This window comes from bacterium (genome assembly GCA_036382775.1).
GTDB lineage: Bacteria > Hydrothermota > Tepidihabitantia > SM23-42 > JAOAFX01 > DASVHD01.
The window spans coordinates 16775-33736 of record DASVHD010000006.1 but is presented as its reverse complement, the minus strand read 5'-3'; the positions used below and the strand labels follow the sequence as shown (position 1 = coordinate 33736).

Annotated in this window: 19 protein-coding genes; 13 read left to right on the top strand and 6 right to left on the bottom strand. The window is 51.4% G+C overall.

Translation table 11 applies throughout. The annotated features are described in order from the left end of the window. Positions 1–106 precede the first annotated feature (106 nt). Entirely contained in the window at positions 107–367 is a 261-nt protein-coding gene (locus VF399_01100; GenBank protein HEX7318937.1) for a T9SS type A sorting domain-containing protein, read from the bottom strand. Positions 368–555: 188 nt separating this feature from the next. Continuing rightward, positions 556–873, bottom strand: a complete 318-nt coding sequence (locus VF399_01095; protein HEX7318936.1) for a hypothetical protein — start codon at positions 871–873, stop codon at positions 556–558. A 60-nt stretch (positions 874–933) separates the two neighbouring features. Here VF399_01095 and recR point away from each other — a divergent pair, with 60 nt between their 5' ends. The 13 genes from recR (at position 934) to VF399_01030 (ending at position 13018) form a co-directional block, all read left to right on the top strand. Then, positions 934–1530: a recombination mediator RecR gene (recR, locus tag VF399_01090; GenBank protein ID HEX7318935.1), complete on the top strand. Its 597-nt coding sequence runs from the start codon at positions 934–936 to the stop codon at positions 1528–1530. A gap of 174 nt (positions 1531–1704) precedes the next feature. Beyond that, positions 1705–2034, top strand: a complete 330-nt coding sequence (gene yajC, locus VF399_01085) for a preprotein translocase subunit YajC (protein HEX7318934.1) — start codon at positions 1705–1707, stop codon at positions 2032–2034. Positions 2035–2052: 18 nt separating this feature from the next. Then, on the top strand, positions 2053–2577 hold the full coding sequence (gene def, locus VF399_01080) for a peptide deformylase (protein ID HEX7318933.1): 525 nt from the start codon (positions 2053–2055) through the stop codon (positions 2575–2577). A 48-nt stretch (positions 2578–2625) separates the two neighbouring features. Beyond that, on the top strand, positions 2626–3543 hold the full coding sequence (gene fmt, locus VF399_01075; GenBank protein HEX7318932.1) for a methionyl-tRNA formyltransferase: 918 nt from the start codon (positions 2626–2628) through the stop codon (positions 3541–3543). Further along, entirely contained in the window at positions 3540–4796 is a 1257-nt protein-coding gene (gene rsmB / locus VF399_01070; GenBank protein HEX7318931.1) for a 16S rRNA (cytosine(967)-C(5))-methyltransferase RsmB, read from the top strand. Before fmt ends, rsmB begins: the two co-directional genes overlap by 4 nt. A gap of 60 nt (positions 4797–4856) precedes the next feature. Beyond that, complete coding sequence (locus tag VF399_01065; protein ID HEX7318930.1) at positions 4857–5267, top strand: hypothetical protein; 411 nt, start codon at positions 4857–4859, stop codon at positions 5265–5267. Beyond that, entirely contained in the window at positions 5267–7384 is a 2118-nt protein-coding gene (locus tag VF399_01060; protein HEX7318929.1) for a DnaA/Hda family protein, read from the top strand. Before VF399_01065 ends, VF399_01060 begins: the two co-directional genes overlap by 1 nt. A gap of 24 nt (positions 7385–7408) precedes the next feature. Continuing rightward, the gene (locus VF399_01055; GenBank protein HEX7318928.1) at positions 7409–9007 is read left to right on the top strand and encodes a DUF4388 domain-containing protein; all 1599 of its coding nucleotides are present in this window, start codon (positions 7409–7411) and stop codon (positions 9005–9007) included. Next, positions 8911–9810 carry a protein-glutamate O-methyltransferase CheR gene (locus VF399_01050; GenBank protein HEX7318927.1) on the top strand — a complete coding sequence of 300 codons (900 nt, stop codon included), beginning with the start codon at positions 8911–8913 and terminating at the stop codon, positions 9808–9810. Before VF399_01055 ends, VF399_01050 begins: the two co-directional genes overlap by 97 nt. Then, complete coding sequence (locus VF399_01045; protein HEX7318926.1) at positions 9803–10261, top strand: chemotaxis protein CheD; 459 nt, start codon at positions 9803–9805, stop codon at positions 10259–10261. Before VF399_01050 ends, VF399_01045 begins: the two co-directional genes overlap by 8 nt. Positions 10262–10349: 88 nt before the next feature. Beyond that, complete coding sequence (gene cheB / locus VF399_01040) at positions 10350–11366, top strand: chemotaxis-specific protein-glutamate methyltransferase CheB (GenBank protein ID HEX7318925.1); 1017 nt, start codon at positions 10350–10352, stop codon at positions 11364–11366. After that, positions 11359–12240: a tetratricopeptide repeat protein gene (locus VF399_01035; GenBank protein HEX7318924.1), complete on the top strand. Its 882-nt coding sequence runs from the start codon at positions 11359–11361 to the stop codon at positions 12238–12240. The genes cheB and VF399_01035 overlap by 8 nt, the downstream gene beginning before the upstream one ends. Beyond that, the gene (locus tag VF399_01030) at positions 12218–13018 is read left to right on the top strand and encodes an inositol monophosphatase family protein (protein HEX7318923.1); all 801 of its coding nucleotides are present in this window, start codon (positions 12218–12220) and stop codon (positions 13016–13018) included. The genes VF399_01035 and VF399_01030 overlap by 23 nt, the downstream gene beginning before the upstream one ends. Here the strand turns inward: VF399_01030 and VF399_01025 are convergent. From VF399_01025 to VF399_01010, 4 genes are read right to left on the bottom strand one after another with little or no spacing between them, the layout of a single operon-like run. Continuing rightward, on the bottom strand, positions 13015–14286 hold the full coding sequence (locus VF399_01025; GenBank protein HEX7318922.1) for a hypothetical protein: 1272 nt from the start codon (positions 14284–14286) through the stop codon (positions 13015–13017). The genes VF399_01030 and VF399_01025 overlap by 4 nt on opposite strands. Positions 14287–14292: 6 nt before the next feature. Next, positions 14293–15327 (bottom strand): S-methyl-5-thioribose-1-phosphate isomerase, encoded by a 1035-nt coding sequence (gene mtnA / locus VF399_01020; protein HEX7318921.1) that lies wholly within the window; start codon positions 15325–15327, stop codon positions 14293–14295. Between the two features lie 13 nt (positions 15328–15340). Then, a complete protein-coding gene (locus VF399_01015; protein HEX7318920.1) occupies positions 15341–16228 on the bottom strand; it encodes a tetrahydrofolate dehydrogenase/cyclohydrolase catalytic domain-containing protein in 888 nt (295 codons plus the stop codon). 30 nt (positions 16229–16258) lie between these two features. Then, positions 16259–16951: a PrsW family glutamic-type intramembrane protease gene (locus VF399_01010; protein HEX7318919.1), complete on the bottom strand. Its 693-nt coding sequence runs from the start codon at positions 16949–16951 to the stop codon at positions 16259–16261. Positions 16952–16962: the final 11 nt, after the last annotated feature.

Sequence of the window (16962 nt, the reverse complement as noted above, 5' to 3'; positions counted from 1 at the left end):
TCCTTCTCTAGTTTAGAATGGAGTCTTCAAATATAAAAAAATATCCTCCCATCCTTTTCGTGAAGGATGGGAGGATAAGGGTCTTTATTCGTCGTGTATTGAAACTTTACCTTACCACGATCGCCTTTTGAACGAGCGCCCGGTCATCTGTCTCCAGTCGTACAAAATATACACCCCTGGATAAGCCGAGATCACCGGTGTCACAGCTTCGTGTATATGCGCCCGGTTTCTGAACGTCATCAACCAGATTCTTCACCAACCTGCCCGAGACGTCATATAGCGAGATTCTCACCTTTCCTGTTTGTGGCAGTGTGTATTTGATGGACAGTGATTTTACCGTATGCGTGGGACAAAATTGACCTGCCATACTTTTTATACTTTTATGCCTATTTTCTTCTGAAATTGCAGGAGTTATTTTTTAGTTTAAAGTATTTTATAAAATGATAATACTTTTGATTTTGTTCAAGTTATTATAAGGATTGCATAACTGTAATCATTACACTCATCACTGTTATCTATTGTTTATAGCTGTCATCCATCCAAGAAATTGTATATTTACAATTTCTGCCAGACGTCTATGTCCAGACTCCGGTACTGTATCGCCTCGGCGATGTGCTGGATCTTGATGTTGCTTGTGTTCTCCAGGTCCGCGATGGTTCGGCCGACTTTGAGGATCTTGTCGTAAGCCCGGGCCGAAAGCCCGAATTTCTCGATCGCGGTCTTTAATAGATTCTGGGATTCATCGTCGATCGGGCAGTATTTCCGGATCGCCTTGGATTCCATGTGGGCATTACAGTAGATCTTTTTACCCTTTTCCTTCTCGGAAAATTTTTCAAGCTGGATCTCTCGCGCCTTATTTACACGTGTTAGCATTCAGCGACCGTTGGAAAAGTCAAGAGGAATAACTTATTGACTTGACTAACGTTTTGAATAATATTATCCATGCCCCTGCTTGCCGACCTGATCGAAAAACTCCAGTGGCTGCCCGGGATCGGTCGTAAATCCGCCCAGCGGATAGCCTTTTACCTGCAAAAACTTGAAAAGGCAAAAGTCCAGGAACTCACCGACGCCATTATCCGTGCCCGGACCGGCCTAAAAGAGTGCGGCATCTGTCACAACCTGGCAGAGAAGGATCCCTGTGATATCTGCGTGAACCCGAACCGTGAGACCGATAAGATCTGTGTGGTCGAGCAGCCATCAGATGTGATGGTCGTGGAGAGGCTAAGCGAATACAAGGGCGTTTACCATGTCCTGCACGGCGTTGTTTCGCCGATCAATGATGTCGCTCCTGAGGATTTGAGGATCAATTCACTGATCGAACGCGTCAAAAAACAACACATATCGGAAGTGATCATCGCAACTAACCCCACGACCGAAGGCGATGTGACAGCTTTGTATATTGCCAAGACTCTAAAATCCCTTGGTATCAAGGTGACGCGGATCGCCCGTGGTTTGCCCATGGGAAGCGATCTTGACCTGGCCGATGATACAACCGTTGCTCGGGCGCTTGAAGGCAGATCGGAAATATAGCCTGAATTATGCCGTAAAATCGTGGGTTTCTGTTATCCCTGACGGGAGCAAAGTAAACTTAAATGTATTGACTTTTGTCTAAATCAATGTATAATATAGCAGGCGTAAGGTGCTAGGAGATAGATACTAATTATTAGATAATAGATTAGATAAAAATTTTTGAAAGGAGATGTAATGGAATTTTTGTTTGGTCAAGCAGCGGGACAGGGACAGCAGACGGGTAGCAATCCACTGGTGAGCTTGCTACCGTTAGTTGTTATTTTCGTCATATTTTATTTCTTATTGATCATGCCCCAGCAGAGAAAGCAGAAACAGCATCAAAAGCTCATGAATTCACTTCAAAAGGGCGATCGGGTAATAACATCAAGCGGTATATACGGAGTGGTAGCCAATGTTAAGGATCATGTTATTTCTGTGGTTATCGCTGACGGCGTAAAGGTAGATTTTGACAAGGGGCACATTTCTGGCAAGATCGAAGCTCAAAAAGCCGAGCCGACAAAGTAGAATGCACAACACACCTCTATGATCAAGACTGAAACGCTAAAGATCGTGCGTTATCCGGATGAAATTTTGAGAAAAATCGCACGACCGGTTGATAAGATCACTGAGGAAATATTCGAACTTAGCGATCAAATGACCGCGCTAATGCTGGAACATGACGGTTTAGGCCTGGCGGCTACTCAAGTCGGCGTTTTAGTCCGGCTTTTTATCATCAATACTACGCCCTTTGAAGACAAATCAATGCCGATGACCGTGATCAATCCGGCGGTGATCGATACGGATGGTATAGTAGACGAGGAAGAAGGCTGTCTGAGTTTCCCTAAATTGTACCTGCACATCCCGAGAGCCAGGAAGGTGCGGATCAGCATGCAAAATTTGTATAATGAACGGCTTGTCTTCGAAGCTGAGGATTTCCTGGCGCGAGCGGTTTTGCACGAGATCGAACACCTCAATGGCGTTTTGTTCATTGACCACGTCAAGTCTGAGGAATCGGCCAAGGTCTCTGAATATGTTAATAACTTGCGAGTATCGCCGGCATCTCCTTAGGCTATCCGGTTATGTGCGGGACAACTAAGCATCTTGAACTGATTTGAAATGAAAACTATATTCTTCGGGTCCACCATCTTCTCGCAGCCCGTTCTCCAGGGGGTCGCGGGGCATTGCGATGTCACTGGCGTCGTGATCGTCAAGCCGAAGCCAAAGGGTAGGGGATTAAAGGTGACCCTGCCATCGGTCGCGGAGTGGGCAACAAAGCAGTCGATACGGGTATTTGATCCCGAGGACCCGAACGACCAATCTTTCATCCAGGAGATGAAGGCGCTCAAGCCGGATCTGTTCATATTATCGGCATACGGTCATATCCTGAACGGTGATCTGCTGAAAGTGCCGCGCTACGGCGGCATCAATATCCACCCGTCATTGCTTCCCAAGTACCGGGGGGCAGCGCCCATCCAGCGTGCTATCATGGCGGGCGAGGAGATCACGGGAGTGACGATCTTTTTCATGGACGAAAAGATCGACCATGGCGAGATCATTGCGCAGGAATCATTGCACATTGAACTGACCGACACTTATGGTTCATTGTCCGAACGGCTGTCATTGCTGGCGGTTTCCATGCTGCCCGCGGTGATCAAGTCGATCGAACAGGGCACCTGCCACTGCATCCGGCAGGACGAGCAGTCCAAGATATACGCGCCTAAGGTCCAAAAAGAGGAGACCGTCATCAACTGGAGCGACAACACCAGGACGGTCTTCAATCTGATCCGGTCTTTGTCACCAAGCCCGGGCGCCAAAACAAGGTTCCGGGATCAGGACCTGACCGTGATCTACGCCCAACCTTCGGATAAAAGGTTTGCGCCGGCTGCGTGTCACATCGTGGGTAAAAATATCCACGTTGGAACTCAGGACGGCTCAGTGATATTGACCGAAATCAAACCGGAGAACAAGAAAAAGATCTCGGGATTGGATTTCCTTAATGGATTTCGAGTCCAGGAAGGAGAAAAACTGGGATGAACGCACGCGAGGTCTCGCTCAGCGCATTATGCGAAGTCGATGAGGGGATAAACCTCAAGGATGCTCTGGGCAAAATATTCGAGAAAGATGAACTGACCGATGATGACCGGTCCCTTGCCAACGAAATAGCCTTCGGCACATTAAGGCATCGCGAGGAGATCGACCTGATCATCAGGGAAACCTTTGTGGGCGATTTCGTCAATTCTGACATCGTTATAAAGAACATCCTACGGGTCGCGGTTTACCAGTACCTGTTCTTAGACCGGATCCCGGTATATGCCATCGTCAATGAAGCCGTGAATATGGGCCGGACTATCAAGGAAAAGGCACTGATCAACGCTGTGCTGAGATCGATCATGCGCAACAAGAAGGTGCAATCCTTGAGAGAACCCAAGGTGTGGGTCTTCAGGAAGATCTTAGAGGCTTACCCGGTGGAGGGCGAAAAGATCATCGAATCGTTCAAGAACCGGCCCACGCCATATATCCGGATAAACATGTACAAATACGACGTGGAAACGGTCGAGAAGAAACTCAGGGAGGTCGGACTAGACCTGGCACCGGGCAACTGGTATAAAGAATTCCGGACCGCCAGCAGGTTGGGAACATTGATCAACAATCCCCTGATGAAACGGGGGTTGATATCGATCCATGACGAAGCGCAGGGATTGGTATGCCATCTCGTTGACCCCCAGCCCGGCGACAGGATTGTTGACGTCTGTTCGGCGCCGGGCAGCAAATCCACCTATATGGCGGAAATGATGCGTAATCAAGGTCGGATCATTGCCGGGGAAGTATCGGCATCGCGGCTGCGTCTCGTTGGGGAAAACGCGGAGCGTCTCGGCATCTCGATCATCACGTCGGTTCTGGCTGATGGACGCCGGTATCGGGTCAACGGTATGGATAAAGTCCTCGTTGATGCGCCCTGCACAAATTCCGGCGTGGTGGCAAAGAGACCGGAAGTAAAGGACCGGGTCAACAAAAAGGTCGTTGCCCGGCTGGCCCGGCTCCAGTACGACCTGTTGGTAAATGCGGGTACTTTTCTGAAGCCAGGGGGGATCCTGGTTTATTCCACGTGCAGCATATTGCCTCGGGAGAACGAGGAAGTCATCGAGGAATTCATCAAGGATTATCCGGAATTCGAGATTGAACCGGCCAAAGAATTCGTGCCCGTGGGCGACCAATATCTTAAAGTCCTGCCGGGCGAGTATAACACTGACGGCATGTTCGGCGCGCGCTTAAGAAAAAAACGATAATCGCCAAGGCCGAGTTAGCATTCGGCTTGACTTTAGTTTATTTTTCTATTATAATTCACTATGCTTAACAAAAGCGGCACGATCAGGCTGACCGAGGATAAGATCAACAAACTGGAAGAGCTTTTGAGCACTTTCTGCAGCCAGGCCAAGACCGTCTGGGCGATCCTGGTCAGCAGCTCAGGTCACTTGCTGGTCCAGCGGGGGTTCGTTTATTCTTTCGATGTCCTGACGATCAGCGCTTTGGCCAGCGGGGTCTTCAACTCCACGATGGAGCTGGCACACATCATTGGTGAGAAGAATTTCCATAAATTCCTTCAGGAAGGAAAAGCAGCGAGCATATTTTACAGCACCGTCAGCGAAAATTACCTGCTGGTTTCGCTGTTTGATGACCGGACTATCCCGGGCGTGGTCAAGGTGGCTTCAGATGAATTCTCACTGGCTGCGCAAAGTGTGCTTAAAGCAGTGGCCTGATGAAAAAGGTTTTTTCCTTTGAGAACTTCTATGTGTACGACGGTAACCGTGTCGCCTACCTCGCCGCCCAGAAGATCGTGCAGTTCCCGGGGGAGATCTTCAACCCGCTCTATGTTTACAGCGGTACCGGTTTGGGAAAGACCCACCTTTTATGGGCGCTTTATACCGAGCTTAACAAAAAGTATCCCGCGACATTTTTCACGGGCAAAGATTTTGAACGGTATCTCGATGAGGCGCGCGATCACAGCTCGCTGCTCGTCGTGGATGATATTTACACCATCGCGGACAAGTATCAACCGATATTTCTCGAGGTGATCGATTCCTATCTGACGGCTGGAAAGCAAATCTGTTTTTCCGGTACGATCGCGCCGCGCGATCTCAATAATTTCAATCACAAACTGGTGTCGAGACTGGAGGGCGGTTTGGTATGCGATATCCAGCCGCCCAAAGAAATGGCGCTGGTTGATATTATTAAAAAGAAGTCCACCGAAATGAGCATAATCCTGCCGGATGAAATCGCCCTGGAACTAGCGCAGCTTTCAGCCGGTTCTTTCCGCGCCATCGAAGGCATGGTCAACCGGCTGGTGGCATATTCCTCATTGGGGAATTTAAACGTTGACCTGAACAGTATTCGCATGATCCTCAAAGATTTCTATCCCAAGGGGTTGTACAGTCCTGTTTCCAGCTTGCTTGAAGAATTGAAAAAGAATGCCACCGAGGTGCTCCAGGAAGTCACGGAAAAGATCGATATGCGCGAGGAATACCGCGAAAGGATCTACATATGGGAAATGAAAGGATTTGACACTTCCTTGCTAAAACCGCTCCTGGATGGTGACGTCACGGCGCTCGCCTCGGCCTATAACGATTTTATCAAAAAGGTAGAACGGCTGATCGAGCTACAAAAAATATTCGGTACGGTCGACACCAATGAAAATCCGGATGACGCGATGAGGATCGAGTCCATGCTCTTCTCGCCCGGTAAGATCTCGGAGATCGAAACGCTGATCGAAAAGATGAAACGCGGAGCGCCGATCCCGCCACCGGTCACCGCGACAGCGCCGATAGTTGCGGTGCCGGGAAAAGTCGTCGTTCCTCCGCCTGCAGCGCCGGCGATCGCTGAGGCAGCCAAGCCGCTGCGGACTTTCGATACTTATATAATCGGCAAGAGCAACAAGGCAGTCCGTGATTTTTACTATGACAGCATCGTCACCAACCCGGGCACCAAATTCAACCCGTTTATTATCATCGGCGGCGAGGGTAATGGCAAGACCCATTTGTTGGAGGCAATATGCAGTGATCTTTTATCCCGTCGTATTGCAGCCGTATTGGTCGACCTCGAACAGGCGCCGTCAATAATGGACAGCGGATTAAGTAATACTGAAGTCCTGATCATCGACAACCTAACTGCACTCTGGGACTTCAAACCCATTATGCGGAGAGATTGGTTAGATCTCTTGAACGATCGTATCAAAGGGGACAAAGAAATCATTATGAGTTCGGAGCTGGCCACGAACGATGATCGATTTACGGACGAAGAAAGAATGCTGTTTGAACTGGGCATGGAAGTGGTGGTGAATCCACCCGGACTCGACATCGCCGAGGTTTATATCAGAAAGAGCCTGCCGGGTACCTGGGCTGAACAGGTTATCAAGACCGGTTTGCCGGATTTCGAGAGATTTTCATCGCTTGTCGATTTTGTGAAATCGCTGTCGCCGGAAAAGCCCGCCCCTGATTTGGAACCAGTCGGACCGGCAGAATCGGTAACGACAAAGGGCGAAGCGGGATCACAACCCACGGAGGAAGTGGCAGCTGCAGTCAGCGAGCCGTCGGTTTCTGAGCCTTCGGCGGATTCGCTCGTGAATCTCGGTTTGCCCGGTGAGGAACCGGTACCGGCTGCTGCTGAACTGCCGGAACCAGGGGGAATAGCCGGTATGGTGCATGACATGGTGACCGAAGTCAGTACGGCGGCAGCAGCGACACCGCCAGCCGTTGTCCCGGCCAAACCGATAGTCGCGGAAATTCAGCCCGATGCGGCTAGCGTGCAGTTGAAGACGGTTAAAGAGGAACGTCTTATCATCCCCGAGATCCCCGGCGAGCTGATCGAAGAGAATTATTGAAAGGACCAAAACCAAAGGCAATAAATGGCGATCAAAGGTTCCCTGTCTGAAGCGTCTCTACCCGATGTGATCCAGCTGCTCGGCTATTCGCAGAAAGCCGGGTGTTTGTCGGTTACCGATGGAAGGAATTTCGGCAACATCTTCATCAAGAACGGCAAGGTAATATTCGCCACCCTGTTGAACCGCAAGGATCGCATCGGGGATATATTGGTAGCGAAACAGAAAATAACCTCAGCGGAGCTCGAAAAAGCGCTGGTACTTCAGAAAGAAAGAAAAAAGAGGATCGGTGAAGTGCTCGTCGAAACCGGTATCATCACGACCACCATTCTGGAAGAAGAGCTCAAGGAACAGATCATTGAAACCATTTTCACCATGCTGACCTGGGACACGGGTTATTTCAACTTTGAAGCCGACCTGCTGCCGGGCGAAGAGGAATTCACCGTTGAATTATCGCCCCAGGGTGTTTTGCTCGAGGGGGCACGGCGGATCGACGAGTGGCGAAAGATCGAGAACAAACTGCCGCCGTTCGAAACGGTGCTGGTTTCAAAGGGTGACTGCAGCGTGGTTCCGTTAACCGAGCAGGAGCAGAAAATAGTCCAGCTCATCAACGGCGCGAGGAACATAGATGAGATCTTGAAGCTGTCCGAATACGATTTCTTTGAGACCTGCCGCACGATCTATGGTTTGATCTCGGCTGGCCTGCTGGAGAAGCCCGAAAAACCTTTGACCGCTCAGAAGACCACCGGTGACATCGCCGAGTTCAAAAACCTTGGATTTGCGTTCTTCAAGACGGAGATGTACGACGAGGCCGAACGTGAGTTCAATAAAATTCTGGAGATCGATCCGGCCAACGCCGAAGCGCTGCTGTACCGCGGACTAATTGAAGCCCGGCGGGTCAACTATGATCAAGCAAAGGATCTGCTGGAAAAAGCCGTAGCGATCGATAAACGTCCGTCGATCCTTAATAACCTCGGTTATGTTTGCTGCAAGCTGGCGCTCTATGACGAAGCGATCGCGCATCTGAGCGCGGCCAGGGAAATGGCGGTCGCTAATAACAAGGTCAACTGCAACCTGGGCATCGCGTACTACGGAAAAGGCAATTATGCGCAGGCAGAACAGGTATTTATGCAAGTGCTGGAAAAAGCGCCGGAATATATAACACCGTATATTTATCTATCCCTGACCCGCGCGAAGCAGCATGACATGCCGAAAGCGGCCATACTGCTGCATGAGGCGATCGATAAATTCCCGCGCACGGCAGCGTTCAAGAACAACCTTGCCGTGTTCCTGGAGGCGATGGCCAAGCCGGAAGAAGCGGAAAAACTTTACCGTCAGGCACTGGAGGAAAATCCCGATGCCGTTCAATTGGTCCGGAACCTGGCGGATTTCTATTATGAAGCGCAGATCCTCGGCGCGGCACGGGAATTATACGAGCGGATCCCCGCGGATAAACGGGATTGGGACGCCTTATTCAAAATGGGCAATATTGCTCTCCGACAGGGCGATGCTGATTCAGCGCTCAGCTTATGGGAACAGGCTCAGCATCTGAATCCTCAGCAGCCGGTGATCCAAAAAAACATCGAGATATTGAAAAAATCCCGAGAAACGGCCGGGGGCAATTAATCCCAACGGTGGAAGACAGTTTCTACGCGCTCATAAAATTTATTGAGAAAAAAACCGCATTTCATCTTCAAAGCTACAAAGAACGACCACTGGCACGCCGCCTGAAGGCACGGATGAGATTACTGGGGCTGGAATCATTCAGTGACTATCACAGTTATCTTATCAACCATGAAAACGAGTTTGCGCTGCTCAAGGACGCACTGACCATCAATCTTTCATATTTTTTCCGCAATCCCGAGACCTTTGAATACGTAAGGCAGCTGATCGTGTCTGAGTTCGGTGGCCGGCACGGTCTTACCTTCTGGAGCGCGGGGTGCGCGCAGGGTGAGGAAGCCTATTCTCTTGCGATCATTGCTACCGAGGTCCATATGCAGGACCGCGTAAGGATCCACGGTACTGATATCGACGACGGTGTCCTGGCTAAAGCAAGGCTTGGGAAATTCTCTGTCTCAGCGTTCCAGTATATGGCTCCCGATATCAGACGGAAATATTTTCAGGAGGAGAAACAATCTTATACGATCGACGGATCGCTGCGGTCGCTGGTCGACTTCAAACACCTCGACCTTTTTGAAAAACCCGATTTCGGGCGCTGTGACATAATCATGTGTCGGAACGTCCTTATCTATCTTGACCGCAAAGGTCAGTCCGCGGTCATGCGTAATTTCTATGACCAGCTACGGGAGGACGGTTACCTCGTTATCGGCAAAGTCGAGCTGTTGATAGGCGTCCCCGAAGTACGGCTGTTCACGGTGGTCAGCCGCTCCGAGCATGTCTACAAAAAGAACATTGACAGCCATGATTGAGAAGAGGGTAGGGATCGGAGACGTGAAGGTCGAACAGGGGGATATCGTCCTGACCGCGTACGGCGTGGGATCGTGCGTCGTGATCATCCTTTACAATGAACAAAAGCGCGTGGGAGGCCTGGCACACGTATTGTTGCCGGCTGGCAATGATCACAGCTGGAAATATCCGCGGGGAGCGGTAATGGAATTAATCAGGGGATTCGGCCGGTTCGGCGTTAGTGCCAGTGAAGCGGTTGCGAAGATCGTGGGCGGTGCGACCATGTTCGAGAATTTCCTAAAACAAGCGATCGGAAAGCGGAACGTTAATGAGACGCGCGATGAGCTCAAGAAAGCTAATATCCCGATCGTCGCGGAAGATGTTCTGGGCAGCTGGGGGAGGACAGTTCTGTTCAATATCGGGACTGGGACCGTGACCGTGAAATCGTACCGGCATGGGGAAAAGGTCTTATGAAAAAACACGAATACGGACGAATGACAGCGAATAGGCCGAATGATATTTCATTCGTAGTATTAGCTATCATTCGCACCATTCGGAGCCTATGAAGAAGAAGGTTCTCATCGTCGAGGATTCGATCTTGATGCAGCGCGTGATCGGTGACATCATAAACACATGTGATGATTTTGAAGTATGCGGTTACGCTCGCGACGTTACCGAGGGCTGGGCAAAATTCATAAAAACGAAACCGGATATTGTGACGCTGGACTACGAGTTACCGGGTGAAAACGGGCTGGTTTTGCTGACGAAGATCATGCAGTCCTATTCCGTGCCCATCCTTATGCTGTCCGCGCACACCAAGGAGGGAGCGGAATTGACAATCAGGTCGCTGGCTATGGGCGCGGTCGATTTTTTCACCAAACCCAGCGGACCGATCTCCATCGACATCTATCAGTACCGCGATATCCTGGTCCAGAAACTCAGGACCGTAGCGGATGCGAAGGTACCCGTTCTCGGCGACCGTGCCGCTGTGGTCCGCATCGAGAAACAGAGCCGATACATCGTTGGCGTGGCAGCGTCAACGGGTGGCGTGCGTGCTTTGAATTATCTGATCCCGTCATTACCGGAGAAGAGCGGCCTGAGGATCCTTATTGTTCAACACATGCCGAAATTTTTCACCGCCACGCTAGCCGCGCACCTCAACGAACGGGCGAGTTTTGTGGTCAAAGAAGCCAGCAGCGGAGATGCCTTGCTGCCCGATGAGGTGCTGGTCGCGCCAGGCGGCATGCATCTCAGGATTACGCGCGACGGGGAATCGGTGCAGCTTACCGATGAACCGACGATTCATGGCGTCAAACCTTCGGCCGACATTCTTTTTGATTCTATGGCCGCCGTTCTTGGTAAACGCGCGATCGGCATCGTACTCACGGGTATGGGTCACGATGGCGCCGCCGGGCTGAAAAAGATCAAAGATCAGGGCGGCATCACGATCGTTCAGGACCCGCGTCAGGCTGCGATCCAGAGCATGCCTCAAGCCGCGATCGACCAGGGAACGGTTGATTTCATCCTGCCACTGGAGTTGATTCCTAAAAAGATCATGGAGCTGATCCATCATGAGTGATGATCTGAAAAAGCGCATTGAAGCCCTGCAGCAGCTGATCAAAACCGGCGGTCCGGATCAGGAAAATGCTATTCGTGAGGAGATAAAGAGGCTTTTCATCGATGTTGCCAGCGCGATCAAGAGCCTTACGGCTAGCCAGGAACAGCTGAAAAAGATCGCCACCGAGTTTAAGAACCGCAAGTCGGCAAGCGGTGATGTGGCGAAATTCTATTCGTTCGTCAAATCACGCACATCGGCGGAATTGGACATGGCGACGCTGCTGGACCGAGGTTGGAACCTTATCTGCATCGAGGATTACGAGGAAGCAGGCAAGGTCCTGCAGCAAGCCCTCGGGATCGATCCCAAGAATATCCGCGCGCTTGGCTTGATGGGTCTTATTTTGATGAATAAAGAAAAATATGACCAGGCGATGATGTATTTTCAGCAGGTCATTACCGGTGATCCGGAAAATGCTTTCGCCCTGAATAACCTGGGATACATATGCTACAAAAAGGGCATCTGGGGCGAGGCGATCGAACACCTGACCAAGGCCGCCAAGCAGAAAAAGGACAAAATGGCGTCCTTGTACGCCAATTTTTACCTGGGGTTGGTTTACTATGAGCGGACCATGTACACGGACGCGGTCCGTTTCTTCGAACAGGCGCTCAAGCTGGGGTCGAACCTACAGGAAGCCCATTACTATATGGGTTGCACGGAAATGAAAAGGTACGAATTCGAAAAGGCGGTCCAGCATTTCGAAAATTGTATGAAGATCGATATTAACTCAAGATACGGCAGGATGGCCAAAGAGGAAGCGGATAAGATAAGGCCTCTGATAAAACCGGAGATCCTGTTGAAGAAAAACCAACGCGATGACCCGGTTCAGGACCGATAGACGCTCTCTGCGTCCGATCCGCGAAGCGGCATGCCTCATTGTGCGCCGAACCGGTGATTTGATCCGGCGCGCATCGTCCGAACAAAAGACGATCCGTTATAAAAGTGAAGTCGATCTCGTAACCCAGTTCGACCGTAGATCGCAAACGATGCTGCTCACAGAGTTAAGGCACCGATTTCCGGGTTTCGGCGTGTTGAGCGAGGAAGCGATCGACATTAAAGGTTCATCCGCGATCCGGTGGGTAATCGATCCCTTGGACGGCACGACCAATTTCGCCCATAACCTGCCGATCTGGGCACTTTCGGTTGGGCTGGAGATAGAAAGTGAGATCGTGATCGGTATTGTTTACGATCCAACCAGGAATGAGCTGTTTTCGGCGATCCGTCACGGCGGTGCATATCTGAACGGCAAAAGGATCCATGTCTCGTCGACGCGGCGACTGGAACAAAGCCTGTTGGTGACCGGTTTTCCATACGACGTGCGGCGTAGTCGGATCAATAACCTGGACCATTTCGCCCGTTTTGCCGTCCGAGCCCAGGCCGTGCGCCGGTTGGGTTCGGCTGCCCTGGACCTCTGTTATACGGCCTGCGGAAGGTTCGATGGGTATTGGGAGCTTAAGTTGTCACCATGGGACCAGGCCGCCGGCAGCCTGATCCTGAGGGAATCGGGCGGCCACATCTCCGATTTCAAAGGCCGGTCCTTCAATATCTATGGAAATGAAGTACTGGGAACGAACGGACTGATCCACCGGCAAATGATGCGCGTGTTAAGGTCTTAGAACCAAAAATTGATATCAATACCGCCGGCATAGCTTCGCGGCGATAACCCATAACCATCATAGAGGTTTTTACTTATGTCTGTTACGTTATCCACGGCTGCGTATACGGTCATCCAATGGTATGTAAAACCGCACTGCCGCAGGTCAAGCAAAAGCAGGTCTGGAAGTGTCGCGTTCACGCCTCTTCTTGCCAGAAGCAGGGATACCACGGTACGCACAAAAGCAGGTCCGCAGCGTAATTCTATCTGATCGTTGAGCTCAAATCGCGGCTGGTAGAGGACCGGAAATGAAGTCCACGCATAGCGTCCCGTCAGTAAGTTCCGGCCAGTGAAGATGCCAGCGGTCAGTTTGTTCTCGGTTTTGACAAAGGCAGCGATTTCTTCGATCATACAAATGGTTCTGTAGGACATGTCGCCTTGGACCACAAGCCGGGTTTTGTTGTTCCGATACGTCATACCGAGCTGCATACGTTGTTGGATGTAATCAAATGTACATTCAAGGTCGGCACGTATCCTAAGGCTTTCGTCCGGCACCGGATAGGGCAGGTGAAAAGGGCGCTCCGGTTCATATAGATCATTGAGCGATCTAATATCGATCCCGGACTTAACTGAAGCCTGCAGTTTCATGGCCGGCTGGCGGTAGGCGATGAACAGGCGCGGCGACGGAAAACCATAGGGCAGGGGAGACTCAACGCCAGCATGAAGACGGTTGATGTTGATCGATCCTGTCCAGCTTGATTTCACGGTCGTGCCGGATTGCCAAATGGCGATGTCTAGTGATGGTAAATAGATGGTGCGGTCAAAGACCATGCCCAGCCTGCCGTTGTTTTCATTGTAGTTATTGCCATTGATCTTCCAGCGGCTGGCTGCGATGTTTCCATATGTCACGAACCGTGGCGCCATAAGATACAGATCAAGCATCGGCCGGGTCAGACTCGTAGTGTCCACAAGGGCTTCCCGGAAGTACCGGATTGCCGGCTTGAAGTAAAAGTGCGTGACCGATGACGAGTATGACGCCGCCGCGGCTTCGGTCCGGCACAATGACCACAGATCATGCTGGTCGAAAGAGATGCTGGTTACAAGACCACGCACACTGGCTGTGCATCCGGCAGTATAGCGGTTGCCAGCCAATCCAAACAGGCATAAATAGCCGGGTTCCGGTTCAATGAATACGGGTGGTTCGGGGAACACGACCTGCGTCGGATCGGGCAGCGGCGGCAGGTTGTCATCCGGGATAAACGTGATCAGCAGCGCGGCGAACATCAGCATGGCATCTCAGGTGCGGCTCAGACGCTGTTTTATGTTCTTTCTAAAAGGCGGCGATATAATTCCCCGGTCCGATACAAAGGCAGTGATGAGCGAAGCGGGCGTTATATCGAACGCTGGGTTGCGGATATGAGTTCCTGCGGCTGTGATCCGGGCATCATTAATGGTCGTGATCTCCTCCTCCGGTCTCTGTTCGATGGGAATGCCGCAGCCGCAAGCAGTATGAAGATCGAAGCTCGAAACCGGCGCGACGACGTATATCGGCACCCGGTGGTATTTCGCTATGATCGCAAGTCCGCGGGTCCCGATCTTGTTGGCGGTGTCGCCGTTGGCCGCGACGCGGTCAGCGCCGACAAGAATACAGCCGATCTGGGGCATGAATGCTGCCGCCATGTTGTCGCAGATGCAAAACGCCTCGATCGCGGCGCGGTTCAATTCCCATGTCGTTAAGCGGGCGCCCTGGAGCAGCGGCCTGGTCTCGCAGGCATAGACCGAAAACCGTTTGCGCTGCCTCCGCGCAGTATAAAGCACGCCCAGCGCCGTGCCAATACCGGATGTCGCGAGGGCACCGGCATTACAGTAAACCATGACCTTCATACCGTTCTTGATCAACCGGGCTCCAAATCTGCCGATCCGCCGGCAGGCAGTTTTATCCTCGTTCTCAATGTTTCGGGCTTCCTGCAGCAGCATGGTGGAGACCGATCCCCTATTTTTTCCAGGACTGAGAGATGCCATGGCTGCGGTCTTCATCCTTTCGATGGCCCAGGACAGATTGACCGCCGTGGGCCGAGCCGATCTTATAAGGTCGGCGGCATGCAGGATTTCCCTGAGGTTTCCTTTTTTGGCCGCGAGGACAACGCCGTAGGCGGCAGCCACGCCGATCAAAGGCGCTCCCCTGACCATGAGTTTACGGATGGCCTGGAAGACATCTTCGGGAGTTCTTAATGCGACGAACGATACGCGGCCGGGAAGCCGGGTCTGGTCGAGAACGATTATCTCATTCCGGGTCGCGCTGTAGCTGATGGTCTTGATTCCAGGACCCATCGCGCCGCAGTTTTCAATCTATGCCGGCGTGCCGTTTTGCCGACAGGATCGTGTTGTGCATGAGCATGGTGATCGTCATCGGACCGACACCGCCGAGCACCGGGGTGATCGCACTGGCCTTGTGACTGGCTGCTTCGAAATCCACGTCGCCGATGACCCGGAAACCGCTTTTTTTGGTCTTGTCCTCGATCCAGTTTTGGCCGACGATGATAACGACGGCGCCATCGCTGATCATGTCCGCGGTCACGGTGTTTGGTTTACCTGCCGCCAGCACCAGGATATCCGCCTGCCCTACATGCCGCGCCAGATCTTTCGTGCCGGTGTGGCATATTGTGACCGTAGCATTCGCTCCCCTTTTTTTCTGGATCAGCATCATCGCCAGTGGTTTGCCGACGATATTGCTACGGCCCACGATGACAACATGTTTACCGCCAACGTCGATCCCGTTCTGCAGCATCAGCTGCTGGATGCCGAAAGGCGTGCAGGGCAGAAAACAGTCGCCGCCGATCATCATTTTCCCGATATTGACGGGATGAAAACCATCGACATCCTTGGCCGGGTCAATGGCGTAAAGAACTTTTTTCTCGTCGACGTGACCGGGCAAAGGGACTTGCACCAGTATGCCGTGGACCGAAGGATCGCGGTTGAGATCATCGATGAGCTTCAGCAGATCGGTTTGGGGATAATCGGCAGCGAACTTGTATTTCTTGGAGAGCACCCCGATATCGGCGCATGCCTGTTCCTTTGATTTGACGTATGAGACCGAAGGCGGATGATCACCTACCAGGATGACCGCAAGCCCGGGGGTGAGGTTGTATTTTTCCTTGAGCCTGGCGACTTCCACCTTCATTTCGCTGCGCATCTTTTCGGATGTTTCCTTGCCGTTCAATAATTTTGCCATCAATTTCTCCTCTTTTTTAATAAAAGTTGGTCATGAGCATTTATTTTCTTCATCCAGCCGCGTCTTGCTCTGGACTTCAGCGGTTTTTACGTTCTTTCTTACGATAAAACCAAGCGCGATGATCAAAGGTATGACCAGCACAGCCAGCGCGGTCTTCGTGAATAACAGAAAATCGTATAAGCCATGAAAAAATATTGCCAATAAGATGCCGGTTAATATGAGCCGCCCTTTTTTGCACGGCGCGAACTTGGCAAGGCCAAGATAATATCCCATGATCGCGGCGTAAAACGCGTGTCCGGGGACGGCCAGGAACGCCCGGATTATGCCGGTGCTGATACCGTGTTGAAATACGTAAAAGATATTTTCCAGTGTGGCAAAACCAAGAGATGTCGATACGGCGTAGACAATGCCGTCCATCACTTCATCGAACTCTACTGAATTGTATACCCATTGCTTGATGACGAAAAATTTAAGCAGTTCTTCGGTCGGCGCAACTACAATGAACGAAACCAGAAAAATATTGAGTACTCCGGCAGCCAGGGCGTTTGCGCCGCGTTCCAGCAAGACCTCGATCAATATCGCCGGGATCACCATGACCGCGCCCAGGATAAAAGTGAGGATGATCTTTTTCTTTGGTTCCGGTTCGTACCGGTCGCGGTGCCAGAAATACCAGAGAAGGAAGAAACCGGGCGCCAGTGCAACTAGCAGGAGTATCAGGGCCATGGATTATTTAG